The 26,733-nt window shown below is 67.8% G+C and carries 24 protein-coding genes; 18 read left to right on the top strand and 6 right to left on the bottom strand.

Annotation, left to right across the window (positions count from 1 at the left end; all coding sequences use genetic code 11):
• Positions 1-2 precede the first annotated feature (2 nt).
• From dapE to map, 6 genes are read right to left on the bottom strand one after another with little or no spacing between them, the layout of a single operon-like run.
• Complete coding sequence (gene dapE / locus AC06FB_RS15370; protein ID WP_478053861.1) at positions 3-1,130, bottom strand: succinyl-diaminopimelate desuccinylase; 1,128 nt, start codon at positions 1,128-1,130, stop codon at positions 3-5.
• Positions 1,127-1,498 (bottom strand): arsenate reductase, encoded by a 372-nt coding sequence (locus AC06FB_RS15365; RefSeq protein WP_180875666.1) that lies wholly within the window; start codon positions 1,496-1,498, stop codon positions 1,127-1,129. The genes dapE and AC06FB_RS15365 overlap by 4 nt, the downstream gene beginning before the upstream one ends.
• Positions 1,499-1,529: 31 nt before the next feature.
• Positions 1,530-2,396 (bottom strand): hypothetical protein, encoded by an 867-nt coding sequence (locus AC06FB_RS15360; RefSeq protein WP_478053860.1) that lies wholly within the window; start codon positions 2,394-2,396, stop codon positions 1,530-1,532.
• A gap of 2 nt (positions 2,397-2,398) precedes the next feature.
• The gene (dapD, locus tag AC06FB_RS15355) at positions 2,399-3,448 is read right to left on the bottom strand and encodes a 2,3,4,5-tetrahydropyridine-2,6-dicarboxylate N-succinyltransferase (protein ID WP_053518332.1); all 1,050 of its coding nucleotides are present in this window, start codon (positions 3,446-3,448) and stop codon (positions 2,399-2,401) included.
• On the bottom strand, positions 3,448-6,060 hold the full coding sequence (locus AC06FB_RS15350; RefSeq protein WP_414488209.1) for a [protein-PII] uridylyltransferase: 2,613 nt from the start codon (positions 6,058-6,060) through the stop codon (positions 3,448-3,450). Before AC06FB_RS15350 ends, dapD begins: the two co-directional genes overlap by 1 nt.
• A 20-nt stretch (positions 6,061-6,080) precedes the next feature.
• Positions 6,081-6,857 (bottom strand): type I methionyl aminopeptidase, encoded by a 777-nt coding sequence (gene map, locus AC06FB_RS15345; RefSeq protein ID WP_111185881.1) that lies wholly within the window; start codon positions 6,855-6,857, stop codon positions 6,081-6,083.
• 240 nt (positions 6,858-7,097) lie between these two features.
• Here map and AC06FB_RS15340 point away from each other — a divergent pair, with 240 nt between their 5' ends.
• The 18 genes from AC06FB_RS15340 (at position 7,098) to fabZ (ending at position 26,725) form a co-directional block, all read left to right on the top strand.
• Positions 7,098-7,628 carry a Csu type fimbrial protein gene (locus AC06FB_RS15340; protein ID WP_053518329.1) on the top strand — a complete coding sequence of 177 codons (531 nt, stop codon included), beginning with the start codon at positions 7,098-7,100 and terminating at the stop codon, positions 7,626-7,628.
• A complete protein-coding gene (locus AC06FB_RS15335; RefSeq protein ID WP_065174701.1) occupies positions 7,628-8,380 on the top strand; it encodes a fimbrial biogenesis chaperone in 753 nt (250 codons plus the stop codon). Before AC06FB_RS15340 ends, AC06FB_RS15335 begins: the two co-directional genes overlap by 1 nt.
• A gap of 7 nt (positions 8,381-8,387) precedes the next feature.
• Positions 8,388-10,742, top strand: coding sequence for a fimbria/pilus outer membrane usher protein (locus AC06FB_RS15330; protein ID WP_197601103.1), 2,355 nt, complete (start codon positions 8,388-8,390; stop codon positions 10,740-10,742).
• On the top strand, positions 10,739-11,785 hold the full coding sequence (locus AC06FB_RS15325) for a spore coat protein U domain-containing protein (protein WP_197601082.1): 1,047 nt from the start codon (positions 10,739-10,741) through the stop codon (positions 11,783-11,785). The genes AC06FB_RS15330 and AC06FB_RS15325 overlap by 4 nt, the downstream gene beginning before the upstream one ends.
• 85 nt (positions 11,786-11,870) lie before the next feature.
• Complete coding sequence (locus AC06FB_RS15320) at positions 11,871-12,119, top strand: hypothetical protein (protein WP_229765838.1); 249 nt, start codon at positions 11,871-11,873, stop codon at positions 12,117-12,119.
• Positions 12,120-12,124: 5 nt separating this feature from the next.
• Positions 12,125-12,823 carry a fimbrial biogenesis chaperone gene (locus tag AC06FB_RS15315; RefSeq protein WP_478053859.1) on the top strand — a complete coding sequence of 233 codons (699 nt, stop codon included), beginning with the start codon at positions 12,125-12,127 and terminating at the stop codon, positions 12,821-12,823.
• Positions 12,824-13,042: 219 nt separating this feature from the next.
• Positions 13,043-13,849, top strand: coding sequence for a 30S ribosomal protein S2 (gene rpsB / locus AC06FB_RS15310; RefSeq protein ID WP_053518321.1), 807 nt, complete (start codon positions 13,043-13,045; stop codon positions 13,847-13,849).
• Positions 13,850-13,974: 125 nt separating this feature from the next.
• Positions 13,975-14,853 carry a translation elongation factor Ts gene (gene tsf / locus AC06FB_RS15305; protein WP_053518318.1) on the top strand — a complete coding sequence of 293 codons (879 nt, stop codon included), beginning with the start codon at positions 13,975-13,977 and terminating at the stop codon, positions 14,851-14,853.
• A gap of 203 nt (positions 14,854-15,056) precedes the next feature.
• A complete protein-coding gene (locus tag AC06FB_RS15300) occupies positions 15,057-16,592 on the top strand; it encodes a sensor domain-containing diguanylate cyclase (protein ID WP_111185787.1) in 1,536 nt (511 codons plus the stop codon).
• A 120-nt stretch (positions 16,593-16,712) separates the two neighbouring features.
• Positions 16,713-17,441 (top strand): UMP kinase, encoded by a 729-nt coding sequence (pyrH, locus tag AC06FB_RS15295; protein WP_053518314.1) that lies wholly within the window; start codon positions 16,713-16,715, stop codon positions 17,439-17,441.
• A gap of 97 nt (positions 17,442-17,538) precedes the next feature.
• Positions 17,539-18,093, top strand: a complete 555-nt coding sequence (frr, locus tag AC06FB_RS15290; RefSeq protein ID WP_053518312.1) for a ribosome recycling factor — start codon at positions 17,539-17,541, stop codon at positions 18,091-18,093.
• Between the two features lie 5 nt (positions 18,094-18,098).
• Entirely contained in the window at positions 18,099-18,866 is a 768-nt protein-coding gene (gene uppS / locus AC06FB_RS15285) for a polyprenyl diphosphate synthase (RefSeq protein WP_065174698.1), read from the top strand.
• Complete coding sequence (locus AC06FB_RS15280) at positions 18,863-19,699, top strand: phosphatidate cytidylyltransferase (RefSeq protein WP_074900963.1); 837 nt, start codon at positions 18,863-18,865, stop codon at positions 19,697-19,699. The genes uppS and AC06FB_RS15280 overlap by 4 nt, the downstream gene beginning before the upstream one ends.
• A 2-nt stretch (positions 19,700-19,701) precedes the next feature.
• On the top strand, positions 19,702-20,892 hold the full coding sequence (gene dxr, locus AC06FB_RS15275) for a 1-deoxy-D-xylulose-5-phosphate reductoisomerase (RefSeq protein ID WP_065174697.1): 1,191 nt from the start codon (positions 19,702-19,704) through the stop codon (positions 20,890-20,892).
• Positions 20,893-20,952: 60 nt separating this feature from the next.
• Positions 20,953-22,311: an RIP metalloprotease RseP gene (gene rseP / locus AC06FB_RS15270; RefSeq protein WP_053518305.1), complete on the top strand. Its 1,359-nt coding sequence runs from the start codon at positions 20,953-20,955 to the stop codon at positions 22,309-22,311.
• A 74-nt stretch (positions 22,312-22,385) separates the two neighbouring features.
• Positions 22,386-24,806: an outer membrane protein assembly factor BamA gene (gene bamA / locus AC06FB_RS15265; RefSeq protein ID WP_065181175.1), complete on the top strand. Its 2,421-nt coding sequence runs from the start codon at positions 22,386-22,388 to the stop codon at positions 24,804-24,806.
• Positions 24,807-25,247: 441 nt separating this feature from the next.
• Complete coding sequence (gene lpxD / locus AC06FB_RS15260; protein ID WP_053519892.1) at positions 25,248-26,270, top strand: UDP-3-O-(3-hydroxymyristoyl)glucosamine N-acyltransferase; 1,023 nt, start codon at positions 25,248-25,250, stop codon at positions 26,268-26,270.
• Positions 26,267-26,725 (top strand): 3-hydroxyacyl-ACP dehydratase FabZ, encoded by a 459-nt coding sequence (gene fabZ / locus AC06FB_RS15255; protein ID WP_053519893.1) that lies wholly within the window; start codon positions 26,267-26,269, stop codon positions 26,723-26,725. Before lpxD ends, fabZ begins: the two co-directional genes overlap by 4 nt.
• Positions 26,726-26,733: the final 8 nt, after the last annotated feature.

The following is a 26,733-nucleotide window of genomic DNA, read 5'->3' as shown; positions in this document are numbered from 1 at the left end:
CCTCACACCAGCAGGCGCTCGACCAGCCGCAGGTACAGGCCCGGCAGGGCCTCAAGCTCGTCCACACGCACGTTCTCGTCCACCTGGTGAATGCTGGCGTTGACCGGTCCCACTTCGATGCACTGCGCGCCCAAGGGCGCGATGAAGCGGGCGTCGGATGTTCCGCCACCGGTGCTTTCTTCCGGCGCACCGCCGATGTGATCGGCCAGCACGGTGCGCGCGGCGGCACGCAGCGTGCCTTCGGGCGTGTAGAACGGCTCGCCGCTGCGGTGCCACTTCAGCGTGTACTGCAGGCCGTGACGGTCCAGCAGCGCGGTGATCTCCGCTTCCAGTTTCGGCGCATCCCAATGCGGGTTGTAGCGGACGTTGAAATCCACTTCCAGCTCGCCCGGAATCACGTTGTTGGCACCGGTGCCGGCATGGATGTTGGAGATCTGCAGGCTGGTCGGCGGAAAGCTCTCGAAACCCTCGTCCCAGCGCCGCGCACTCAGTTCGGCCAACGCCGGCGCCGCCTGGTGGATCGGGTTGCGTGCCTTCTCCGGGTAGGCCACATGGCCCTGCACACCCTGCACGCGCAACTTCGCCGACAGGCTGCCGCGGCGGCCGACGCGGAGCAGATCGCCCAGCGTTGCGGTCGACGAGGGTTCGCCGGTGATGCACCAGTCGATGCGCTGGCCACGCTCTGCGAACAGGCGCGCGACATGGCGCACGCCGTCGATCGCATCGCCCTCCTCGTCACTGGTCAGCAGCACCGCCAGCGTTCCCGCATGATGCGGGTGGGCTGCGGCGAACTGCTCGGCCGCGATCACGAACGCGGCTACGCTGCCCTTCATGTCGGCCGCGCCACGGCCGTACAGCACGCCATCGCGGATCTGCGGGACGAACGGATCGCTCTGCCAGGCCTCGCGCGGTCCCGGTGGCACCACGTCGGTGTGGCCCAGCAGGACCAGCACCGGCGCACCGCTGCCATGGGTCGCCCAGAGGTTGTCGACGTCGCCCAGGCGCAGGTGCTCGCAGTCGAACCCTGCACGCTGCAGCCGCGCCGCAAGCAGCGCCTGGCAGCCGGCATCGTCCGGCGTGACCGATGGCCGTGCGATCAGCTCGCAGGCCAGGTCCAGCACCGCGCTCACGCGCCACCCACGCCGAAGCGCGCCTTGAACCCGTTGTCGCTGAATCCCTGGCTGACCTTGCCGTCGGACGTCACCACCAGCGGGCGCTTGATCAGCTGCGGGTACTCGCGCAGCAGCAGCTTCCACTCGGCATCGGAGGCGGCCGCCTTGCGGTTGTCCGGCAGTTGCCGCCAGGTGGTCGATGACCGGTTGACCATCGCGGACAGGCCGCCCAGCTGCGCGGCCCACTCGACCAGCGTTTCCGGGCCGGGCTTGGTCTCGCGGTAGTCGACGAAGGTGTATGGCACGCCGAAGCGGTCCAGCCACTTGGTCGCCTTCTTGCAGGTATCGCAGTTCTTCAATCCGTAGACAGTGGTGCTCATGGCCATCGGCAATGCTGGAAAACAGAGGGGCAGAATCTCACAACAGACGCTCGGACACGACCCGGAACGGCACGCGTGGCAGGTGGAAGGCCAGCCCGTCGGGCAGCGCAACGCCCATCGCCTGCAGGCGTGGACACTGCAGCGTACCCTGCAGGTGCAACGGCCGCAGATGGGTCAGCTCCACCGGCAGGTCGATGCGGGTGCTGGCCCAGTGCCCGTCACAGGTACGGGCGATGGCCTCGTCCTGGCAGGTCAGGAAACGCAGCAGGGCGTGATGGCCGCCAAAGGCCGCCGACCACGTGGCATCGTCCCAGCCTGCGGCAACCTGCCACTGCAGTCGAAGCGCCGGCGCGCTGCCGTGCCCACCTTCGATCAGGGTATGGCCGCCGCCATCGGCCCCAAGCACATGTGCGAAGTGCACGGAGAGATGAGGTTGCATGGCATCGCTGAAGGCACGCGCACCGGCGACGAAGGCCAGCTGATCCATCACGTTGCGGTCGAACAGCACGACCGGGGTGCCGTCCGGATCGTCGTCGCGGCGCAGGTACCAGCGCCAGTTGCTCTGCTGCGGCGATGGCATCAGCGCCCGCAGAGGGCCGGCCAGGGCCGGCCCGAAGTGACCGTGCCGATAGCTGAGGATGGTGTAAGGCGTACGACCGGCATGGACCACGTAGTGATGGCCAGGTGGCGGTGACGGCGCATGGCGCACATCGACCCACCAGCTGGCGTAGATCACATCGCGCACATCGCTGGCCAGCGCCGGCATCGGCCAGCGCCGCGACAGTGCGCGGCGCAGCCGGGTCCAGCGCGGTGCGTGCAGCAGGCGCGGCAGCATCCGCGCGAACACGTTGTCGAACGGATGCCGGTAGATCGCGGACTGCGCCAGGTCGTCCGGCGCAGTCATCGTCAGTCCGCCAGGCCGCGCAGAAGATCGTTGACGCTGGTCTTGCTGCGGGTGCGGGCATCGACCTGCTTGACGATCACCGCGCAGTACAGCGAGTGCGTGCCGTCCTTGCTCGGCAGCGAGCCCGACACCACCACGCTGTACGGCGGGATGTAGCCGTAGGTGATCTCGCCGGTGGCGCGGTTGTAGATGCGGGTGCTCTGGCTGAGGAACACGCCCATGCCGATCACGCTGTGGTGGCCGACCACTACGCCCTCCACCACTTCCGAACGCGCGCCGATGAAGCAATGGTCTTCGATGATGGTCGGGCTGGCCTGCAGCGGTTCGAGCACGCCGCCGATGCCGGCGCCACCGGACAGGTGGCAATGCTGGCCGATCTGCGCACAGGAACCGACGGTGGCCCAGGTATCGACCATCGTGCCCTCGCCGACATGGGCGCCGATGTTGGTGAAGCTCGGCATCAGCACCACATCCTTGCCGAAGTAGGTACCTCGGCGCGCGATCGCGCCCGGCACCACGCGTACCCCGGCACGACGGAACTTCGCTTCATCGTATCCGGCAAAGCGCGATTCGACCTTGTCCCAGAACGGGGCCGGACGGGCATCGACCACCGCCATGTCATTGACACGGAAGTACAGCAGCACCGCCTTCTTCAGCCATTCGTTGACTTTCCAGCCCCCCTGCCCGTCCGGCTCGGCGACACGGAACTCGCCGCTTTCCAGGCCGTCGATCACGCGGTTGACCAGCACCCGGGTCGAGCCCTCCAGTTCATGCAGGGTCAGCGTCGCGCGGCGCTCGAAGGCGCTTTCGATGCCGAACTTCAGTTCTTCCACGCCCGGCGCGGCCGGCCTGCGCAGCGACTTGCGGGCGATGGTCTCGGCGCGCGCGGCTTCCGCGCTCTTGGCCGGGGCCTTCTTCGGCGCCGGCTTCTTCGCGGCAGCCACCTTCTTCACCGGGGCAACGGTCTTCTTTGCGGCCGTCGCGGCAGTGGTCTTTCGGGCCGCTGCGCTCTTGGCGGTCGCGGCGGTCTTCTTTGCAGGCTTGGTGGCCATCAGGTGGGGTCTCCGGCGTTTCGATCAGGGTCCAGGCAGGCCAGCATCGCGTCATGCAGCTGCTGCCGGGCGGGTTCGGTCAGGGGGAGGTCGTGTTCGTCACTGATCACGAAGGTGTCTTCGGCGCGTTCGCCGAACGTGGCAATGCGCGCGTCATGCACGCGCAGGCCCTGGTTGCGCAGCACGAACGCCACGTCGGCCAGCAGGCCGGGGCGGTCGGGTGCGACCAGGGCGAATCGGGTTGCGCCAGGCTCATCGCGGAACTCGATGCGCGGCACGAAGCGGAAGTGACGCAGCTGCCGCGGCACCACCCGCCGCGACGGGCGCAGACGGCCCAGGTCACCGGCCAGCGCCTCGCGCAGCGCAGCTTCCAGGTTGGCGCTGCTGCCATCGGCGAAGGTATCGGCGGGGCTGACCTCAAAGGTATCGAAGATGGTGCCCGCGGGGCCGTCCAGTACCCGTGCGCGATGGATGCCGTAGCCCTTGCGGTCCAGCGTCATCACGATGGCAGCAAACAGGCCGTCGCGATCCGGCGAATGCACGAACACTTCCAGCGCGGGGTCGTCGACGCTGATGCGGCGCACCTTCACCAGCGCCTGGCCCTGCTTCACCGGCACCAGCGCAGCGGCCTGCCAGGCCAGCTGCTCCGGACGCAGGCGGATGAAGCCTTCATCAGGCATGACGGCGAACTGGCGGTCGATCGTGGCGTCGTCATAGCCCTGTTCGCGTACCAGCGCGCGCACGCTGTCACGCGCCTCGGCAACGCGCTCGGCGGCCGGCACCGGATGCTCCAGGCCCTCGCGCAGTGCGCGCCGCGTGGCGAAGTACAGATCGGCCAGCAGCCGGTCCTTCCAGGCGTTCCACAGCTTGGGGCTGGTGCCGGCGATGTCGGCGCAGGTCAGCAGGTACAGGTAGTCGAGGCGGTCGCGGCTGCCGACCAGGGTTGCGAAACGATGGATCACGGCCGGATCGGCGATGTCCTGCTTCTGCGCTGTCACCGACATGCGCAGGTGCTGTTCGACCAGCCACGCCACCAGTTCGGTATCCGAGGCACTGAGCGCATGCGCCTGGCAGAACGCGCGCGCATCCACCGCTCCCAGCTCGGAATGATCGCCGCCGCGGCCCTTGGCAATGTCATGGAACAGCCCGGCCAGCAGCAGCAGCTCCGGCTTGCGCAGCCGCGGCCACACTTCATGCGCGATCGAGAAGCGCTCGTCGGCACGGCTGCTGGCGAACTGGCCGATATTGCGCAGAACCATCAGCGTGTGCTGATCGACGGTGTAGACGTGGAACAGGTCGAACTGCATGCGCCCGCTGACCTGGGCGAACGCGGGAATCCACTGGCCCAGCACACCCAGCCGGGCCATCCGCGAGAGCGTGTCGACCGGGCGCTGGCCACGCAGCAGCGCCATGAACTGCTCACGCGCATCGGCATCGGCCTGGTCATAGGCGGGCAGCAGCGGCAGCGACTCGGCCAGTGCGCGCGCGGTCAGCGAATGCAGGCCACGCACCTGCGGGTTGTTGGCCCAGCCGGCGAACAGGGCGAACACCTGGCCGATGTCGCCGCGCGGCCACGCCGCCTCGTTCGCCGCCAGATAGCCGCGGCGCAGCGAGAAACCCACGGTCAGCGGTTCCGGCAGCGCTTCGCCGTCGAACTGCTCCTCGAAGCGTTGCAGCAGGCGGTCGCTGATCCGGCGCACCACCGAAGCGGCGCGATAGAACCCCTGCATCATCTTCTCGACGCCCAGGTTCTCGGCGTCGTCCTCAAAACCCAGCCGCGCGGCCAGTGTCTTCTGGTAATCGAAGCGGAGGCGCTCCTCCGGCCGCCGTGCCACCAGGTGCAGGCCGAAGCGCAGGCGCGCCAGCACCGCGCGCTCGCGCTGGAGCGCCGCGGCTTCGTCGGCACCCAGATGGCCCAACCCGACCAGCGCCTCAAGGTCGCGAACGCCGAACGCGCGCAGCGCCATCCACCCCAGCGTATTGAGATCACGCAGCCCGCCGGGGCCATCCTTCAGATCGGGCTCGAGGTTGTCGGCGGTATCGCCGAAACGCTGGTGGCGGTTGCGCAGTTCCTCCAGCTTGGCCAGGAAGAAGGTGCGCGCCGGCCACAGTCCGCTGTCGTCGTCGGTTGCTTCGCGCAGCGCCCGGCGCGCCGCATCGTCGGCCAGGATCGGGCGCGCTTCGATCAGCGCGGTCAGCACGGTCTGGTCGGCGGCCGCCTCGCGGCACTGCGCCGCCGAGCGCACGGCATGGCTGACCGCCAATCCGCAATCCCACAGCAGGGCGAACAACCGCGCCAGGCCCGCTTCGTGGGCGAGCTGCGCTGGCGGCGCGCCGAACACCAGCAGATCGATGTCAGAACGTGGGAACAGCTCCCCACGGCCGTAGCCGCCCACTGCGAACAGGGACAGCCCGCTGTCGGACGGCAGGCAGCGCTGCCACGCCAGCCGGATCAGGTGATCGGCCGCGCGCGCGCGCAGTGCCAGCAGGCGCTCGATGTTGTCGCCCTGGTCGAAACGGCGGTACAGCCGCGCATCGGCCTGCTGCAAGGCCTGCCGTGCAGCGGAAGCCCAGTCCGGGTCGTTGAGCGACGCGGCCGGCGTGTCCAGCAGCGAACTCGCCGGCAGCATCCTCAGGAGACCTGCGATTCGCCCGGCGACAGGGTCAGCACGTCAACGCCGGTCTCGGTGACCGCGATCATGTGCTCCCACTGCGCCGACAGCTTGCGGTCCTTGGTCACCACGGTCCAGCCATCCGGCAGCACCTTGTTGTAGCGGGTGCCCTCGTTGATCATCGGCTCGATGGTGAAGGTCATGCCCGGCTGCAGCACCAGGCCCTGCCCCGGGCGACCGTAATGCACCACCTGCGGCTCGTCGTGATAGACCTTGCCGATGCCGTGGCCGCAGTACTCGCGCACCACGCTGAAGCGCTCGCCTTCGGCATAGCTCTGGATCGCGTGGCCGATGTCGCCCAGGGTCGCCCCCGGACGTACCGCGCGGATGCCGCGCCACATCGCTTCGTAGGTGGTCTCCACCAGGCGGCGCGCCATCACCGACGGTGTGCCGACGAAGTACATGCGACTGGTGTCGCCGTGCCAGCCATCCTTGATGACGGTCACGTCGATGTTGACGATGTCGCCGTCCTTGAGCACCTTGCCTTCGCTCGGAATGCCGTGGCAGATGACATTGTTGACCGAGGTGCACACGGTCTTGGGGAAGCCGCGGTAGCCGACGTTGGCCGGAATGGCGCCCTGCACGTTGACGATATGGTCATGGCAGATGCGGTCCAGTTCCTCGGTGGTGACACCGGGCTTGACGTGGGGGGTGACGATGTCCAGCACTTCGCTGGCCAGGCGGCCGGCGATGCGCATCATCTCGATTTCCTGCGGGGTTTTCAGATTCACGCTCATGGCGCCCATTATCGCCGATCCGGCCGCAATCTGAACGAACGCCACCCAACTGGACGTTCCCGGCCATGCACAGTTCCGGCAAGGCGAGCGAAAGCGTGATCGCGCCCACATTCCGCAGCCCCTGTTTATCACGGATTACAGACACTTGGCGGTCCTAAGCTGGCGCCAGCGTCGCCGAAGCGGCCTCGAACGTGCCGCCTTCGCCTTGTTCAACGGACCTTCGGGTCAAGGAGGTTGTCCATGCGAATCCCACTGCGCTCCTCCCTTGCCGGGGCCATGACCGCGCTGCTGCTGGCCGGCCCGGCGCTGGCGGCCGATACCACCACCTTCAACGTCACCCTCGTGGTCACCAAGGCCTGCACGATCACGGCCGCGGCCGCCACCAACGTCGACTTCGGTACCGCCGCATCGACCACCGCGATACCTACCCTGGGCCAGGGCACGGTGACCGCCCAGTGCTCTGCGCTGACCCCGTATACGATCGCGCTGAACGCGGGTGCGAACGCCGGTACGGCCGGCGACGTCACCACCCGGCGCATGAAGAACACCGACGCGGCGGTGACCGCCAACAACTACGTCGGTTACCAGCTGTACCGCGACGCGGCACACAGCCTGGTCTGGGGGTCGACGACCGGCACCAATACCCAGGCCGGCATCGGCACGGGCCTGGCGGTCCCCTACATCGTCTACGGCCAGATCCTGAACCTGAGCACCAACAACGCGGCCGCCGGCAACTACCTGGACACGATCACCGCCACGATCACTTATTGATGGAGCACGCCTCCATGTCCCGACCCCGCCTGTGGCGCGCCGCCGGCGTGGCGTTGCTCGCCTGCCTGCTGGCCAGCGCCATGGCCACCTCCGCCGCCACCAGCCTGCAGGTCGCGCCCACCACCCTGCAGCTGGAGCCCCGCCAGCGTGCCGCCGAGCTGTGGCTGACCAACAGCGGGACCGCGCCGGTGAAGCTGCAGGTGCGGGTGTTCCGCTGGGTCCAGCAGGATGGCAATGAGCAGCTGCTGCCTGCCGATGGGCTACTGGCAACTCCACCGATGCAGGAACTGGCCGCAGGCCAGCAGCAGCTGGTGCGGGTGATGCGCACGGACAGCGAGGCACCGGCCTCCCAGCAGCATTACCGCCTGATCGTCGACGAAGTGCCGGACCTGGCCACCCGCGCCAGCGGCATGCAGTTCGTGCTGCGCTATTCGATCCCGGTGTTCATCCAGCCGGCTGGGGGCACGCCGGCGCCGCGCCTGCAGGCACGCCTGCTGCGGCTGGACGATGGTCGCAGTGGCGTCGAGATCGGCAATTCCGGCGACAGCTACGCGCAGATCGCCGACCTGGCGCTGGGCAGTGTCGAACGCCCGCGTATCGTCCACCCCGGCCTGCTGGGCTATGTGCTGCCCGGCCAGGTGATGCGCTGGCCCGTGGAGCGCACGGCGGTCGACCGGGACAACGACCAGATCACGGCCAAGATCAATGGCGAGTCGACGCAGACACCGCTATCGCCGCCACCGGCTCGCTGAGGCGGTGGTGGGCACGGTGCTCGCTGCCGCGTGGGTTCCCGCGGCTCCGGCCGCCGACGTGTCCGGCATCTCCGGCGTCTCCGCCGATGCCCTGCTGCCTCCCCCGACACCCCTGACGGCCAGCCAGACGCTGTACCTGGACGTCTCGCTGAACAGCACGCCGCGCGGCCTGCTGCCCTTCACTGAAGCACGCGGCCGCCTGCAGGCCAGCCCGGAGGTGCTGCGCCAGCTCGGCTTCAGTGCCACCGGCGATGCACCGGTGTTTCTGGATCAGATCAGCGGCGTGGTCGCGCGCTACGACGCCCAGCTGCAGACACTGGCGCTGGATGTGCCGCTGGACCAGCTGACCCTGCCCACCACCCTGCTCGGCCGCCCGCAGGTGCGTACGCCGGCCGGCAGCGCCTCGCCGGGCCTGCTGCTCAACTACGACGTGTACGGCAGCCGCATCGAAACACTCGGTAACCTTACCCTGAGCTCGGAACTGCGCCTGTTCGGCGTCGGCAGCGGCACCTTCGAGAACACGGCGGTCACCCGTCGCTACCAGCAGCCGGACGACCGTCGCTGGCGCAGCGAAAGCGTGCGCCTGGATACGCACTGGACACTGGATTTCCCCGAATCGGCGACCACGCTGGAGATCGGTGATTTCTACAGCGGCTTTGTCGACTGGACCCGGCCGGTGCGCCTGGGCGGCGTGCAGGTCGGACGCAACTACGGGCTGCAGCCCTACCGCGTGCTGACACCGACGCCCGGATTCCTGGGCGAGGCGGTGGTGCCGTCAACGGTGGAGCTGTACGTCGACGGGTTGCGCCAGTACAGCGGCCAGGTGCCGGTCGGACCGTTCCAGCTGGCGGCACAGCCGGGCATCAGCGGCACCGGCACCGCGCAGGTCGTGGTGACCGATGCCTTCGGCCGCATGCAGACGCTGGATTTCAGCTTCTATGGCACCCAGCAGCTGCTGGCCAAGGGCCTGTCGGACTGGTCGGTCGGTGCCGGACAACTGCGCGAAGCGTTCGGCGAGCGCTCCTTCGAGTACGACAGCCGCACGGTGGCCAGTGCCAGCTGGCGTGGTGGCATCAGTGACACCTTTACCGGCGAAGCGCACGCCGAAGGCGGTGGCGGCCTGCTGCAGGCCGGCGTCGGTGGCTGGTGGCTGGCGGGCGAGGCCGGCGTGTTCAATGCCGCCTACGCGCACAGCCGCCTGCAGGGCCTGCAGGGCGGCCAATGGGCACTGGGCTACAGCTGGAACAACCGCCGCTTCAATTTCAATGTGCGCAGCGTACGCACCCACGGCGACTACCGCGATCTGGGCGCGCTGCAGGACAATCTGCCCCCGCGCATCAGCGAACAGGCCACTGCCGGTCTCGATCTGCTGGGGCTGGGAACGCTGAGCGCAAGCTACCTGCGGCTGCGCTACCCCGATGGCGACGACAACCGCTATGCCAGCCTGTTCTGGTCGCGTACCTGGAGCCAGCGCTGGTCGGCCTACCTGTCGGTCAACCAGAACCTGGACACCAGTGACGACCGCAACATCTACCTGTCAGTGAGCGCCAGCCTCGGCAACAACCGCCAGGCCAGCCTCTCCAGCCAGCGCAACGGCGACAGCCAGGCCTGGGTGGCCGATATCACCCAGCCGGTTCCCGGCGATGGCAGTGCCGGCGGCATCGGCTGGCGCGCGCAGGTGCGCGGGGGTGACGAGGGCACAGGCGGCCTGGCCGAGGTCGGCATCCTCAACGACGTGGGGCGTTACGCGCTCGGCGCATCGCGCCAGGCCGGCATTGACTACGCCTATGCCAGCGCCAGCGGCAGCCTGGTGTGGATGGACGGGCACACCTTTGCCACCCGCGAGGTCTCCGACGCCTTCGCGGTGGTCAGCACCAGCGGCGTCGCCGGTGTCCCGGTACGGCTGGAAAACCGCCTGATCGGCGTCACCGACGACCGTGGCCTGCTGCTGGTCAGCCCCCTGCTGTCGTGGCAGCGCAACCGGGTCTCCATCGACACTCTCGACCTGCCGGCGGACATGCGCGCCGACCGCGTCGAGGACTGGGTGACACCCCGCCAGCGCGCCGGCACCGGCGTGACGTTCCATCTGCGCTCGCGGCCGTCGCTGACCCTGGTCCTGCAGGACATGGCCGGACAACCGCTGGAGGTGGGCAGCGAAGTGCAGCTGCCGCAGGGTCGCCAGGCCACCGTCGGCTACGACGGCCTGCTGTACCTGGAGGACGTGGCGCCGGGCAGCGTGCTGTACATCACCACCAGCCGCAGCCAGTGCCGGGTGAAAGTGCCGGCCACACCGGAAGTGGCTGCCAGCGGCGCCCGGCCCCGCCCGGCACCGGTACCGTGCATTCCCGAGGTGGCGCCATGAAGGTGCCCCTGCTCGGCCTGCTGCTCGTGCTCGGCCTGCTGGCCGCCACACCGGCGCACGCGGCGGCGGTGTGCACGGCCACCGCCAACCCCACCCTGCCGTTCGGCAACGTCAACAGCAATGCCCCCGGCCCCACCTCGGCCACGCTGAACATCACCGTCACCTGCACGACGGCGGCGCTGAGCCTGCTGGCCACCACCGGCGTGCGCGTGTGCGTGGGCATCGGTGCCGGCAGCGGCGGTGGCAGCAGCAGCACCTGGCGGACCCTGCGCACCAGTACCGGCACCCCTCCCGACACCCTGAACTTCCAGCTCTACAACAATGCCGGCTACAGCCAGGTCACCGGCCTGGTTCCCCGCGGTACGCCGCCAGCGCAGGAGCTGACCATGACCTACAACGTGCCGCTGGTGGTCGGCGGCAGCGGCGCGCAGTCCACCCAGCTGTTCGCACAGATCCCGGCCAACCAGGTGCTGGCCGCGGGCAACTACAGCAGCACCTTCAGCGGCGCCGACGTGGTGCTGACCTGGGCCTGGAACGAAGTGCTGCTCGGCAACGCCACCGTACCGGCCACCTGCAACGGCGGCGCCACCGGTACCAACAGCGCCAGCGCGGCCTTCAGCTTCACCGCGACCGCGACCGTGCTGCCACAGTGCGGCAGCTACCTCACCACCCCTCTGGACTTCGGCAACGTCACCGGCAGCATCACCAGCAACATCGACCAGACCGCCACCCTGACCCTGACCTGCCTGAAGAACACGGCATTCCAGATCGGCCTGGACAACGGCCAGAACAATCCCCCGGCCACCCCGACCCGGCGCATGCGCACCACCATCGGGGGCAGCAGTTACTACCTGGCCTATGAACTGTACCGCGACAGCGCACGCAACCAGCGCTGGGGCAACGCGCTCACGGTCGATACCGCCAGCGGAACCGGTACCGGCAGTGCGCAGCAGCTGACGATCTACGGCCGGGTGCCGCCGGTCACCGGCCAGCCGCCGGCAGGTACCTACAACGATGTGGTGCAGGTGACGATCACCTACTAATCCGGTGCCGGGAGCACCTGCCCCTACAGATCCGGCGCGCCCGGCCGATAGCGTCCAGCAGGTATCCCGGCACGGTGGATGACAGGTGGTTCGCGCAGTTCCGATCCTGGCGATGATGCTCGCCGCCCCCCTGGCCTGGGCCGAGCCGGCAGCCCCGGTGCAGGTGCGCCTGGTCGTAGTGGAAGCCTGCCAGGGCGATGCCGGCGGCCGCGCGTGTGCCGTTCCGCACCAGCGCAGCGATGCCCCGCAGCTGCCGGCACAGCTGCGTGAACTCGCCCCCGCGCCAGCCTCGCCCACCGACGACGCTTCCGCCGCGCCGACATTCATCTACTGATGCCGATGCGCGCACTCCTTGCCCTGTTCCTGCTGCTGCCGGGGCTGCCTGCCGCCGCACTGGACCTGCTGCCCACGACCCTGCAGCTGCCCGCCGAAGGGGGCCGCACCGAACTCTGGCTGCACAACCCCGGCCCCGAGCGCTGGCAGGGCGAGGTGCAGATCCTGGCGTGGGAGCAGCAGCTGGACGCCGAACGGCTGCAGCCGAGCGACCGCATCCTGGCCAGTCCGACCCGACTGGATCTGGCGCCCGGCGCCCGCCAGCGGCTCTGGCTGCTGCCCCGCAGCGCCGTACCGGTCGCTGCCGAGCAGGCCTACCGTATCGTGCTTGCCCCCAGCAGAAGCAGCCTGCCACGCTACTCGCTGCCGCTGTTCCAGGGTGCGGCTGCGTCGTCAGCGCGCCCGGCCGTGCGTGCCCGCGTCGAATCCAACGGGTCGCAGACTCATCTGCGACTGGACAACCCGGGCCGCCTGCATGCGCGCCTGAACGGGCTTTCATTCGAGTCCGCCGGCGGCCATCGCAGCGTGCTGCTGCCGGGCCTGGCCGGCTATGTGCTGGCAGGACGGGAAAGGCGCTGGACGTTGCCGGCACGCCGCGACGGCTATCTCGGCGGCCGCTTCCGGGCCCGCCTGCAGGACGGCCGGGAGGTCGTTCTGGACGCATGGGACCCGTCAATTGCGGTGAACCCGCCCGCCGGGCTATAATCGCCGGGATGTCCTGCCGCCCCGTGCGCGGGACCCCGTCCACACCGGACGTCACCGGTGAATCCACACCTGCTGCCCCCATCCGTGCCGGGGTGCTCCGCAAGGAGTTCGGCCACGGAGGCAACAGGGAAGCCCAACCCCGGAACCGATCGCGCTTCCACGCGTCCCGCATACCTGTCCCGCGGGCGGAATCGCTGGTTCCATATCAGGAGTACTGCAATGCCCCAGGTCACCATGCGTCAGATGCTGGAAGCCGGCGTCCACTTCGGCCACCAGACCCGTTACTGGAACCCGAAGATGGCTCCGTACATCTTCGGCGCCCGCGGCAAGATCCACATCATCAACCTGGAAAAGACCGTCCCGCTGTTCAACGACGCGATGAACTTCATCTCGTCGGTTGCCCAGAAGCGCGGCACCGTCCTGTTCCTGGGCACCAAGCGCAGCGCCCGCGAAACCATCAAGGAAGAAGCCGAGCGTTGCGGCATGCCGTTCATGAACCAGCGTTGGCTGGGCGGCACCCTGACCAACTTCCGTACCGTCAAGCAGTCGGTTGCCCGCCTGAAGGAACTGGAAGCCGGTGAAACCGACGGCACCTTCGAGAAGCTGGTCAAGCACGAAGTGCTGGGCCTGCGTCGCGAGCGCGACAAGCTGGAAGCCTCGCTGGGCGGCATCAAGGACATGAACCGTCTGCCGGACGCCATCTTCGTCATCGACATCGGCCACGAAGACATCGCCATCAAGGAAGCCAAGAAGCTCGGCATCCCGGTGATCGCCGTGGTTGATACCAACTACAACCCGGAGCTGGTCGATTACGCCATCCCGGGCAACGACGACGCCATCCGCGCCGTGCAGCTGTACGCCCGTGCCGCCGCCGACGCCGTGCTGGAAGGCAAGGCCGCTGCTCCGCACGCCGCCTCGGTGCGCGAGGAAGAGTTCGCTGAAGCCGCCGCTGAAGGCGAAGAGAAGCCGGCCCGTCGCGCTCCGGCCAAGAAGACCGCCAAGAAGGGCGACGAAGCCCAGGCCTGATCCAGGCCCCGGGGTGGGCCCCAGCGCCCACCCCTCCTGCATGCCGCCCTCGGCGCGTGACAGGACCATGTCATACGGGCCGGCCACCATGCCGGCCCAACCCCTTTCTTTCGTGAGGTAATCCCGTGGAAATCACTGCTTCCCTGGTCAAGGAACTGCGCGAGCGCACCGGCGCCGGCATGATGGAATGCAAGAAGGCGCTGACCGAAGCCGCCGGCGACATCGACGCTGCGGCGGAACTGCTGCGCAAGTCCGGCGCTGCCAAGGCCGACAAGAAGGCTGACCGCGTGGCCGCCGAAGGCCGTCTGGGCCTGGCACAGGACGGCGGCAAGGCCGTGCTGGTCGAAGTCAACTCGGAAACCGACTTCGTCGCCAACGACGTCAACTTCAAGACCTTCGTCGACGCCGTTGCCGCTGCCGCCCTGGCATCGGGCGCTGCCGACGTCGAAGCGCTGAAGACCGCCAAGCTGGCCTCCGGCGAGACCGTCGAAGAAGCCCGCGCCCTGGCCGTGCAGAAGCTGGGTGAGAACATCCAGATCCGCCGCATCGCCAAGGTCGACGGCAACAACACCGTGGGTGCCTACGTCCACACCAATGGCAAGGTCGGCGTCCTGGTGGACCTGGTCGGCGGCGACGCCGAACTGGCCCGCGGCCTGGCCATGCACGTGGCTGCGCTGAAGCCGCCGCACAACAAGGCCGCCGACGTTCCGGCCGACTTCGTCGAGAAGGAAAAGGAAATCGAACTGGCCAAGATGTCCGAGAAGGACAAGTCGAAGCCGGCCGATATCCTGGAAAAGATCATCAGCGGCAAGATCAACAAGATCGTCAGCGAAGTGACCCTGTACGGCCAGGCCTATGTGCTGGACGGCGACAAGACCGTCGAGCAGGTGGTCAAGGCCGCCGGTGCCGACGTCGCTGGTTTCCAGCTGCTGGTCGTCGGCGAAGGCATCGAGAAGGTGGTGGAAGACTACGCCGCCGAAGTTGCCAAGGCGATGCAGGTCTGAGTCCAGCCTTCCGGCTGTGAAGCGACCACAAGGAGCCGCGGGGAACCGCGGCTCTTTTTTTATGCCGTCGGTGAACTTTGCGTTGCGCGCGAATCAGGCCGATACTCGGCGCAGGGAATCCTCAGTCACATAGCAGGATAGAAAGTCGCAGACTGTGATGAATTCCTAGGTATTCTTGCCCTAATGGAATTGAACGATCCGCCATGCCTCCCGAGCTGACAGCTGCCCTGGCGCTCTGCCGCAACCTTCCCTCGCCACCCGGTATTGCCCTGCGCATCATCGAACTGGCCCAGGATCCGGAAGCGGACATCGCCACCGCCGCCGACATCATCGCCATCGACATGGCGCTCAGCGCCCGCATGCTGCGCATCGCCAACTCGCCGCTGTATGCCAGCCGGCGGCGCATCGAGAATCTCGGCCAGGCACTGACCATGCTGGGCCTCAACGCCACCATCAGTCTGGCGCTGGGTTTCACGGTCACCCAGGGACTGACCGGAAGCGGTGCCGATCACGACCTGCGGCAGCGGGCCTGGAAGCGCAGCATCCTCAGTGCACTGGCTGCCAGCCAGCTTGGCCAGGCGCGCGGGCTGCGCCGCCTGGAAGAACTGATGCTGGCCGGACTGCTGCAGGACATGGGCGTGCTGTGCCTGGCCCAGGCCGAAGCCGAGCGCTACCTGCCCCTGCTGCGTGAAGCACGCGACAACCTCGACCTGGTTGCCCGCGAGCGCAACGTGCTGGGCTGCAGCCACGCCGATGTCGGCGCCTGGGTGGCCGAGCAGTGGGGCCTGCCGCGCTACCTGGTGGAGAGCATCAGCCACAGCGAAGACGAGGACGCCGCCGATTCGCCCTTCCAGGCGTGCGTGCAACTGTCCGGCGCGGTCGCCGACATCTGGCTGGACGGCGACGCCGACGCGGCCCGCGAACGGGCGCTGCAGCAGGTGCATGACCGCCTGGATCTGGACAGCGCCCGCTTCGACCAGGTCCTGGCCCGCATCAGCGATGCCCTGCCCGATATCGCCAGCCTGTTCGAAGCCGGCCTGAATTCTCCGGCGCGGGTGCACGAACTGATCGATCACGCACAGGAGCTGGCCACCCTGCGCAACCTGCGCGAACTGCAGGATGCCGACCAGGCACGGCGACGCGCCGATGAATTCGAGGCGCGCGCCAAGCGGCTGGCCGACCAGGCCCACCGTGACGCGCTGACCGGCGTACTCAACCGGCGCCAGCTGGAAGCGGTGCTGGAGCAGGAATTCCTGCGCGCCGGCCGGCATGGCTGGCCGCTTTCGGTGGCCTTCATCGACCTGGACGACTTCAAGAAGATCAACGACGCTCACGGTCATCTGACCGGCGACGAGGTGCTGCGCGCCTTCGCCGGCAAACTGCAGGGCCAGCTGCGCAACAGCGACACCGTCGCCCGCTTCGGTGGCGAGGAGTTCGTGGCGCTGCTGCCCAATACCAGCGAATCGGTAGCGCTGGAGGTGATCCGGCGCGTACTGGCGAACATCGTCGCCACGCCGATGGCCGAACTCGAGGGAGGGCCGCTGTTCGTCACCTTCTCCGCCGGCGTGGCCACGCAGGGGGGCTACGAACGCTTCGCCGACGTGCAGGACCTGCTGCGCGCCGCCGATGACGTGCTGTATCGATCCAAGAACCTGGGCCGCAACCGGGTGATCGCCCGCTCCCCCGGCGCGCTGGGCCACGACGAACTGTCCGCCACTGCCGGCCTCGAAGCGGGCTGAACGGGACGCCCCGATGAGCGGGGCGATCCAGCCGATTTTGCGCCGCAGTGCACAAAACACTTTGGCCGGGCGCCGCATGCGCGTAGAATCGCCCGCGATTTCCACGCACCCGAGGTCCCCATGTCCAAGCTCGCCTATCGCCGCATCCTGCTGAAACTCTCCGGGGAGGCGCTGATGGGAGACGAGGACTACGGCATCGACCCGAAGGTCATCAACCGCCTGGCCCGTGAAGTGATCGAGGCCCAGCAGGCAGGGGCCGAAGTGGCACTGGTGATCGGCGGCGGCAACATCTTCCGCGGCGCCGGCCTCGCTGCCGGCGGCATGGACCGGGTCACCGGCGACCAGATGGGCATGCTGGCCACCGTCATCAACGCGCTGGCCATGCAGGACGCCCTGGAGAAGCTGGGCGCCAAGGCCCGCGTGATGAGCGCGATCAAGATCAACGACGTGTGCGAGGACTACATCCGCCGCCGCGCCATCCGTCACCTGGAAAAAGGCCGGCTGGTGATCTTCGCCGCCGGCGTCGGCAGCCCCTTCTTCACCACCGATTCCGGCGCAGCCCTGCGTGCCATCGAGATCGGTGCGGACCTGCTGCTCAAGGCCACCAAGGTCGATGGCGTGTACGACAAGGATCCGAACAAGCACAGCGACGCGGTCCGCTTCGACAGCCTGAGCTACGACGAGGTGATCCGCCGCGGCCTGGAAGTGATGGACACCGCCGCCTTCGCACTGGCCCGCGACAGCGATCTGCCGATGCGGGTGTTCGACATGGGCCAGCCGGGCGAGCTGCTGAAGATCCTCAGCGGCGAGAACATCGGCACCCTGGTCCAGGGCCGCGACCCGGCCTGAGCCTGAGCGCAAGGCGACGCCCGGGCCGATCCAGGCCCGGCAGCGTCCTGTATTCGCCTATAATCGCCCGATTCCAGTTACATCCAGGACCCGGGCGATGCTCAACGACATCAAGAACAACGCGCAGACGCGCATGGCCAAGAGCATCGACGCTCTGAAGCACACCCTCACCTCGATCCGCACCGGGCGTGCTACTCCGGCCCTGCTGGACCGCGTCACCGTCAATGCCTACGGCAATGCCAGCACCCCGCTGAACCAGGTCGCCTCGATCTCCAACGCCGACGCCCACTCGCTGCTGGTCACGCCGTTCGACAAGAGCATGATCAAGGAGATCGAGAAGGGGCTGTACAACGCCGAGTTCACCCCGAATACGCTGGGCACCGCGATCCGCATCAACATGCCGCCGCCGACCGAAGAGCGCCGCAAGGAACTGGTCAAGCAGGTGCAGAAGGAAGGCGAAGGCGCCAAGATCGCGATCCGCAACATCCGTCAGGACGCGAACAAGGAAATCGCCAAGCTGGTCAAGGACAAGGCGATCAGCGAAGACGAGAAGAAGCGCGGCGAAGACGATATCCAGAAGCTGACCGACAGCAACATCAAGGATGTCGACAAGGTCGTCGCGGACAAGGAAAAGGAACTGTTGTCGGTCTGAAGTCGATGCCTTCAGTCCCGCCTCCCCTGCCGGCCGCCCTGCCCCGCCACGTCGCCATCATCATGGATGGCAACGGACGCTGGGCACAGCAGCGCCGCCGCCCGCGCGTGATCGGCCACCGTGCCGGCGCGCGCGCGGTCAACCGCACCATCGAGCGCTGCCTTGAACTGGGCATCCCGGCGCTGACCCTGTTCGCCTTCTCCAGCGAGAACTGGGGCCGGCCGCAGGACGAAGTCGATGCGTTGATGAAGCTGTTCCTGGGTGCGCTCGACCGCGAAGTGGACGAGCTGCACCGCCGCGGCGTGCGCGTGCGCTTCATCGGCGAGCGCGAGCGCTTCGGCGCCTCGCTGGTCAGCCGCATGCAGCTGGCCGAACAGCGCACCGCCGGCAACACCACGCTGACCCTGTCGATCGCCGCCAGCTATGGCGGCCGCCAGGACATCGCCCGCGCGGCGCGCGCACTGGCTGCCGAAGTGGCGGCCGGTCGCCTGCTGCCCGAACAGATCGACGAGGCGCTGCTGGGCCGGCAGATGGCCCTGGCCGACCTGCCGGCACCGGACCTGTTCATCCGCACCGGTGGCGACACCCGCATCAGCAATTTCCTGCTGTGGCAGCTGGCCTATACCGAGCTGTGGTTCACCGAGGCACTGTGGCCGGACTTCGACGCCGCGATGCTGCAACAGGCGCTGGATGCCTATGCGGGCCGTGAGCGCCGCTTCGGCCTGACCAGCGCCCAGATCGCCGCCCTGGCCACCGAGACGTCCAGCCCATGACCAAGACCCGAGTCCTCGCCGCGCTGATCATGGCGCCGGTCGCCATTGCCGCGATCCTGCTGCTGCCGACGCAATGGCTGGCCGCCGCGGCCGCCGCCGTCCTGCTGATCGGCCTGTGGGAATGGCTGAAGCTGGCCGACGTCGAAGACACCCTGGCGCGCACCGTGCTGCTGGTATTGAACCTGCTGCTGATGGTGCTGCTGGTGTGGGCCGACGGCAGTACCCTGGTGCTGTTCCAGATCACCACGCTGGTCGGCGTCGCCTGGTGGCTGGCGGCGCTGGTCTGGCTGCGCTTCTTCAACTTCGGTGCACAGCCGGGCAGCCCCGCGCGCATCCTCAAGCTGCTGGCCGGCACACTGGCCATCGTGCCGGCCTGGGCCGCACTGGTGCTGATCCACGCCGGCGGCGACCCGCCCGGCCAGCAGGGGCATCTGTGGCTGCTGGCCGCGCTGGCGCTGGTCTGGGCCGCCGATTCGGGCGCCTACTTTGCCGGCCGCCGCTTCGGCAGGCACAAGCTGGCCCCGCGCATCAGCCCGAACAAGACCTGGGAAGGCCTGGTCGGCGGCCTGCTGGCCGGCGTGGCCGTGGCCGTCGGCCTGGGCTGGCTGGCCGGTATCGACCTGGCCCACCTGCCGGGCCTGCTGATCACGTCCGTGGTCGCCGTGCTGGCCTCGGTGCTGGGCGATCTGTTTGAGAGCCTGATCAAGCGCCATGCCGGTGCCAAGGACTCGGGCAACCTGATCCCGGGCCATGGTGGCGTGCTCGACCGTGTCGACGGCGTCCTGGCAGCCGTGCCGGTGTTCGCGCTGGGCAAGGAAATCTTCGGATTCTGACCATGCATGCAGCAGCAGACCTGCGCCGGGTCGCCGTGTTCGGCGCCACCGGATCGATCGGTGCCTCCACCCTGGATGTGATCGCGCGCCATCCGCAGCGCTACCGGGCCACCGTGCTTGCCGCCGGCCGCCAGGTGCAGGCGCTGCTTGCGCTGTGCCGCCAGCATCAGCCCCTGCACGCGGTGATCGCCGACGAGGCCCTGTACCCTGCGCTGCGCGACGGTCTGCGCGAGGCCGGCCTGGCGACCCAGGCCCACGCCGGCCAGGCAGCGCTTGACCAGCTGGCCGCCAGTGACGCCTGCGACACCGTGGTGGCCGCCATCGTCGGCGCGGCAGGGCTGTCCTCGACCCTGGCCGCCGCCGCCGCGGGCAAGCGCATCCTGCTGGCGAACAAGGAATCACTGGTACTGGCGGGCGAACTGCTGACCCGTACCGCCGAACGTGCCGGGGCCGAGATCATCCCGATCGACAGCGAGCACAGCGCCATCTTCCAGTGCCTGCGCTCGCGCGACGCCAGCCTCGAAGGCGCCGGGGTGCGCCGGATCCTGCTCACCGCCTCCGGTGGCCCGTTCCGTGGCCGCAGCCGCGCCGAACTGGCGCAGGTCACCCCGGCCCAGGCCGTGGCCCACCCGAAGTGGTCGATGGGGCCGAAGATCTCGGTCGATTCCGCGACCCTGATGAACAAGGGCCTGGAAGTGATCGAGGCCCACCACCTGTTCGCCGTGCCGGGTGAACGCATCGAGGTGCTGGTCCATCCGCAGAGCCTGGTCCATTCGCTGGTCGAATTCGTCGACGGCTCGACCCTGGCGCAGATGGGCCTGCCGGACATGCGCACCACCCTGGCCGTTGGCCTGGGCTGGCCGCAACGCATCGCCTCGGGCGTGGCCGGGCTGGATCTGCTGGCGCAGGGTCGGCTGGATTTCGAGGCGCCCGATACCGAGGCCTTCCCCTGCCTGGCGCTGGCCTGGCAGGCGATGCGCGCCGGTGGCACCGCCCCGGCGATGCTGAACGCCGCCAACGAAGAGGCCGTTTCAGCGTTTCTTCAGGGCCGGATCGGTTTCCTGACCATCCCGGCGCTGGTTGCTAACGCTCTTTCAACACTGCCGACCGAGCCAGCCGATACACTGGAGGTCCTGTTGTCCGCCGACCAGCGCGCACGCCTGCTGACCCTGAACGCCATCGACGCCGCCTGAACCGCCCGCCTGCCCAGCCCTGCATGACGCCGCCGCCCCTGCCCGCCAACGTGAGCCTGCATGACTGACTTCATCGGATCGGTCTGGTGGATGATTGTCAGCCTGGGGCTGCTGGTCACCTTCCACGAGCTCGGGCATTACTGGGTCGGCCGCCTGTGCGGAGTCAAGGTGCTGCGCTTCTCTGTCGGCTTTGGCCGGCCGCTGTGGTCGCGGCGCGACCGGCATGGAACCGAATTCGCCATTGCTGCGATTCCGCTGGGCGGCTATGTGAAATTCCTCGACGAGCGCGAAGTCGAGGTGCATCCGCAGGAACGCGGCCAGGCGTTCAACCACAAGACGGTCTGGCAGCGCATCGCCATCGTTGCTGCCGGGCCGGTCGCCAACCTGCTGCTGTGCATCCTGCTGCTGTGGGCGATGTTCGTGATCGGCAAGCAGGACTATTCGCCCACCCTCGGCCGCACCAGCGGCATCGCGGCGACGGCGGGGCTCAACAGTGGTGACCGCGTGCTGCGCGTGGACGACCGCCCGGTCAGCACCCTGGGCGAGGCCAGCATGGCCCTGACCGCGGCAGCGATGGACCGTCGTGATGTCACGCTGGACGTGATCGACCGCAGCGATCAGGTGCATGCCCGTACCCTGCCGCTGTCGCAGCTGCCGGCAGGCTTCGATGAACGGCGGGTGCCGATCCTGGCGGGCCTGTACTGGCAGTCATGGCTGCAGCCCGCCCTGGTCGACAGGCTCACACCGGATTCCGTTGTTGCGGGCCAGCTGCAGCCGGGCGACCTCATCGTGGCCATCGACGGGCAGCGCATTGACAGCGTCGACCAGGTGATCGGCGAAATCCAGGCCCTGGGCCGCACCGGCGGCCCCGGCATGATCGAAGTCCTGCGTGGCGGCGAGCGGCTGGCACTGGAAGTGACTCCGCGCCAGGGCAAGGACGGCAAGGGCGAGCCGGTCTGGCAGATCGGCGTCGGTTTCCCCACCACCTACAGCCCGGCCTACGACACCCTGCTGCGTTACGGGCCCCTGGACGCGGTCACCGTGGCGGTGCGTGAAACCGGCCGGCTGGCCGCCGACTCGCTGGGCATGATGGCCCGCATCGTGACCGGCAAGGCCTCGCTGCAGAACGTTTCCGGCCCGGTCACCATCGCCCGTGTGGCCAATGTATCGGCCAAACGTGGGCTCGACTGGTTCCTGCAGTTCCTCGCGCTGCTGTCGCTGAGCCTGTGCATCATCAATCTGCTGCCGATCCCGATCTTGGACGGCGGCCACCTGCTGTATTACCTTATCGAGTTGGTCAAGGGCAGCCCGCTGAGCGAGCGTGCCATCGCCGCCGGCCAATACATCGGCCTGGCGTTGCTGGCCGGGCTGATGGGGTTGGCGTTCTACAACGACATCCTCGGCCTGGTCCCGCGATGAACTTTTCCACGTTGTTGCCGTCTACAGCGTCGGCATCCCGCACCAATGAAATCGACCTTCCTACCGGACGTGACATGACGCGACTCCCCAATCGCCGCCTGCTGGCCCTCGCCCTCGCCGCCGTCACCGGCGCTCCCGCCCTGGCCCAGGCAGCCGAGCCCTTCACTGTCAGCGATATCCGCGTCGACGGCCTGCAGCGCATCAGCTCGGGTACGGTATTCACCTACCTGCCGGTGGAGCGTGGCGAGACGGTCACCGACAGCAAGGTCGGCGAAACCATCCGCGCCCTGTACAAGACCGGCTTCTTTGAGGACGTGCAGCTGGACCGCCAGGGCAACATCCTGGTGGTGACGGTCAAGGAACGCCCGGCGATCAACAAGCTGACCGTGACCGGCAACAAGGACATCAAGTCCGACCAGCTGCTGAAGGGCCTGTCCGACATCGGCCTGACCGAAGGTGGCACGTTCGATCGCCTGAGCCTGGACCGCGTGACCCAGGAACTGCGCCGCCAGTACAACGACCGCGGCAAGTACAACGTCGAGATCACCCCGACGGTGAGCCCGCTGGACCGCAACCGTGTGGACATCGCCATCGCGATCAAGGAAGGCAAGGCGGCCAAGATCCGCCATGTCAACCTGGTCGGCACCGAGAAGTACGACAGCAAGGACATCCTGGAAACCTGGGAATCCAAGGAGCACAACTGGGCCTCGTGGTACCGCCGCGATGACCAGTACTCCAAGGAAAAGCTGTCCGGCGACCTGGAAAAGCTGAACTCGTGGTACCTCGACCGGGGCTACGTCGACTTCAGCATCGACTCCACCCAGGTGTCGATCAGCCCCGACAAGCGCGACATGTTCCTCACCGCCGGCGTGACCGAGGGTGAGCAGTACAAGATCTCCGAGATCAAGGTCAGCGGCGACACCATCCTCCCGCAGGAGGACGTGGAGCGCATGGTGATCCAGAAGTCCGGCGACACCTTCTCGCGGGCGCTGCTGGAATTCAGCTCGGACACGATCACCAACTCGCTGTCCAACATCGGCTACGCGTTCGCCAAGGTGAACCCGATCCCGACCACCAACCGTGCTGACCAGACCGTTGCCATCAACATGCAGGTGGTGCCGGGCCCACGCGTGTCGGTGCGTCGTATCGTCTTCCGCGGCAATACCCGCACCTCCGACGAGGTGATGCGTCGCGAAATGCGCCAGTTCGAGAACAGCTGGTACTCGCAGGCCGCGATCGACCGCTCCAAGATCCGCCTGCAGCGCCTGGGCTATTTCGAATCGGTGGATGTGGAAACCCCGGCCGTCAGCGGCAGCAACGACCAGGTCGACGTCGTCTACAACGTCAAGGAAACCACCTCCGGCAGCTTCGTGTTCGGCCTGGGCTACTCGCAGTCCTACGGCATGACCACTTCCGTGCAGCTGTCGCAGAACAACTTCCTCGGCGGCGGCAACCGCGTGTCGGTGGAAGCCTCGCGCAGCAGCTACCTGCAGCGCTATGGCTTCAGCTACACCAACCCGTACTTCACCGATGACGGCGTGTCGCTGGGCTACAACCTGTCCTGGCGCGAACTGGACTACTCCGACTTCAACACCGCGCAGTACAACAGCACCAACGGTGCCGCGCAGGTGGTGTTCGGCGTGCCGCTGACCGAAACCGACTCGGTCTCGCTGATGTTCGGCATCGACAGCAACCAGATCTCGACGTACCAGAACGCGACGCCGCAATCGATCATCGACTACATCAACGCCGTCGGCCGCCGCACCTTCCATGCCTGGCGCACCGAGCTCGGCTGGGCACGCGACTCGCGCAACGACTACTTCATGCCGACCCGCGGTACCTACCAGCGCATCGGCCTGGAGACCACGCTGCCGGGTTCGACCGTCGAGTACTACAAGCTGAACTACCAGATCTCCAAGTACTGGCCGATCATGCCGTCGCTGGTGATCAACACGCGTGCGGAAATCGGCTACGGCGACAGCTACGGCAAGGACACCTCGCGTGATCTCTGCTACACCGCGCCGACCGAGGCCAACCCGAACCCGGTGCAGACCGTGAACTGCAACCCGGGCTCACCGGATTACAGGAAGACGGTCACCGCCAGCGGCCTGCCGTTCTACGAGAACTTCTACGCCGGCGGTACCAACTCGGTGCGCGGCTTCGAGGACAACACGCTGGGCCCGCGCGAAGTCACCATGGGCTATCCGGAGGGCCAGCCGCTGGGTGGCTCGCTGAAGACCGTCGGTTCGATCGAAGCCTACTTCCCGCGTCTGTTCGACAGCCCGTCGGCCCGCGTGTCTGCCTTCGTCGACTTCGGCAACGTCTACAACGGCGCCGACAACTTCAAGGCCAACGAACTGCGTGTGTCCACCGGTGTGGCCCTGCTGTGGCGCGCCCCGGTCGGCCCGATCTCGATCAGCTATGCGTTCCCGCTGAAGAAGGAAGACGACGACAAGATCGAGCGCCTGCAATTCACCTTCGGTGGGCAGTTCTAAGAACTGACCACCGAAGGTGCGCCGCGGCTTGCTGCGCAAGCAGCGGGTCCCGACCTACCCCCTATCCCCCGCGCCGCTGGCGCGCCCCCCTTAACAGAAGGGGGGCTCTCCACCAGACGGGGTACGAAGCGCCGGGCTCTGCCCGGCGTTTTCGTTTAACCCGGATGGCTGAAGCGCACGATCTGCTTTTGATCTTTTCTGTTTTCCGCGGCTGGCACTCGCGCCACGCTGTCAGAGGTCGGGCGGGTCGGGGCTGCGGGGGTGTGAGCCGCATGGATGCGGCGATCAAGGCTACAGGGACGTACTTGCGCCGTCCCCCGCAGCCCCGACCCGTCCGACCCAGCCCATGAGCCTGGCTCTGCCGGCCGCGAGGGGCCCCGCCGTTGGCTGCACAACTGCCCCCCGCATGACCGCAATGGCGTCACACGTTAAACTCCCGCCGTGAATACTCCCTCCTACACCGCCCAGCAACTCGCCGAGCAGTTCGGCCTGCAGGTCCATGGCGACCCCGCCACCGCCATCCATGGCGTGGCCACCCTCGCCCATGCCGGCCCTGGCCAGCTGACCTTCCTCGCCAATCCGCGCTACCGCACCCAGCTGGCCGACAGCCAGGCCTCGCTGGTGGTGCTGCGTGCCGACGATGCCGAGGCGGCTCCCGGCGCCGCGCTCGTGGCCAAGGACCCGTACACCACCTTCGCCAAGATCGCCGCGCTGTTCGACATCGCACCGACGCGCCCGCCGGGCATCCATCCCAGCGCCGTCATCGATCCCACCGCCCAGGTCGCAGCCAGCGCCCATATCGGTCCGTTCGTGTCCATCGGCGCCCGCAGCGTGGTCGGCGAGAACTGCATCATCGGCACCGGCAGCGTGATCGGCGAGGATTGCAGCCTGGACAACGGCTGCGAACTGATCGCCCGGGTCACCCTGGTCACCCGCGTCCGGCTGGGCAAGCGTGTGCGGGTCCACCCCGGCGCCGTGCTCGGCGCCGATGGCTTCGGCCTGGCGATGGACGCGGGCAGGTGGATCAAGGTGCCGCAGCTTGGCGGCGTGCGCATCGGCGACGACTGCGAAATCGGCGCCAACACCTGCGTGGACCGCGGCGCGCTGGAAGACACCGTGCTGGACGAAGACGTGCGCCTGGACAACCTGGTGCAGATCGCACACAACGTGCAGATCGGCGCGCACTCGGCCATCGCTGGCTGCACCGGCATTGCCGGCAGCGCCAAGATCGGACGTTACTGCCTGCTCGGCGGCCACGTAGGCGTGGTCGGCCACCTGGAGATCTGCGACAAGGTCGTGATCACCGGCAAATCGGTGGTGCGCAACTCCATCCATGAGCCGGGCGAGTATTCGTCCGGCACCCCGTTGACCGACAACCGCACGTGGCGCAAGAACGCCGCGCGCTTCAAGCAGCTCGATACGCTGGCCCGGCGCATCCTGGCTGTGAGCAAGGAGAAAGAATGAACGACACGCTGCAGCTTCCGATCGATGTCCTCCAGATCCAGGAGCTGATCCCGCACCGCTACCCGTTCCTGCTGGTGGACAAGGTCCTCGAGCTGGATGTGGACGCCAAGCGCATCCTTGCCCAGAAGAACGTGAGCATCAACGAGCCGTTCTTCCAGGGCCATTTCCCGGGCCGCCCGATCATGCCCGGCGTGCTGATCATCGAGGCACTGGCGCAGGCCGGCGGTGTGATGACCCAGCTCTCGCTCGGCCGCGATGCGCAGTCCAAGCTGTTCTACATGGTCAAGGTGGAGAACGCCCGCTTCAACAAGCAGGTGGTGCCGGGCGATGTGCTGCTGCTGGACGTGCAGATGAAGCGGCTGATCCGCAACATGGGCTGGTACTACGGCGAAGCCAAGGTCAACGGCGAAGTGGTGGCCTCTGCCGAGGTCATGTGCGCCGGTGCCAAGGGCTGAGCCATAAC

This window comes from Stenotrophomonas sp. Steno-C15, from assembly GCF_056393265.1.
The sequence above is the reverse complement of the archived record's forward strand: the minus strand, read 5'-3'. Positions and strand labels throughout refer to the sequence as shown.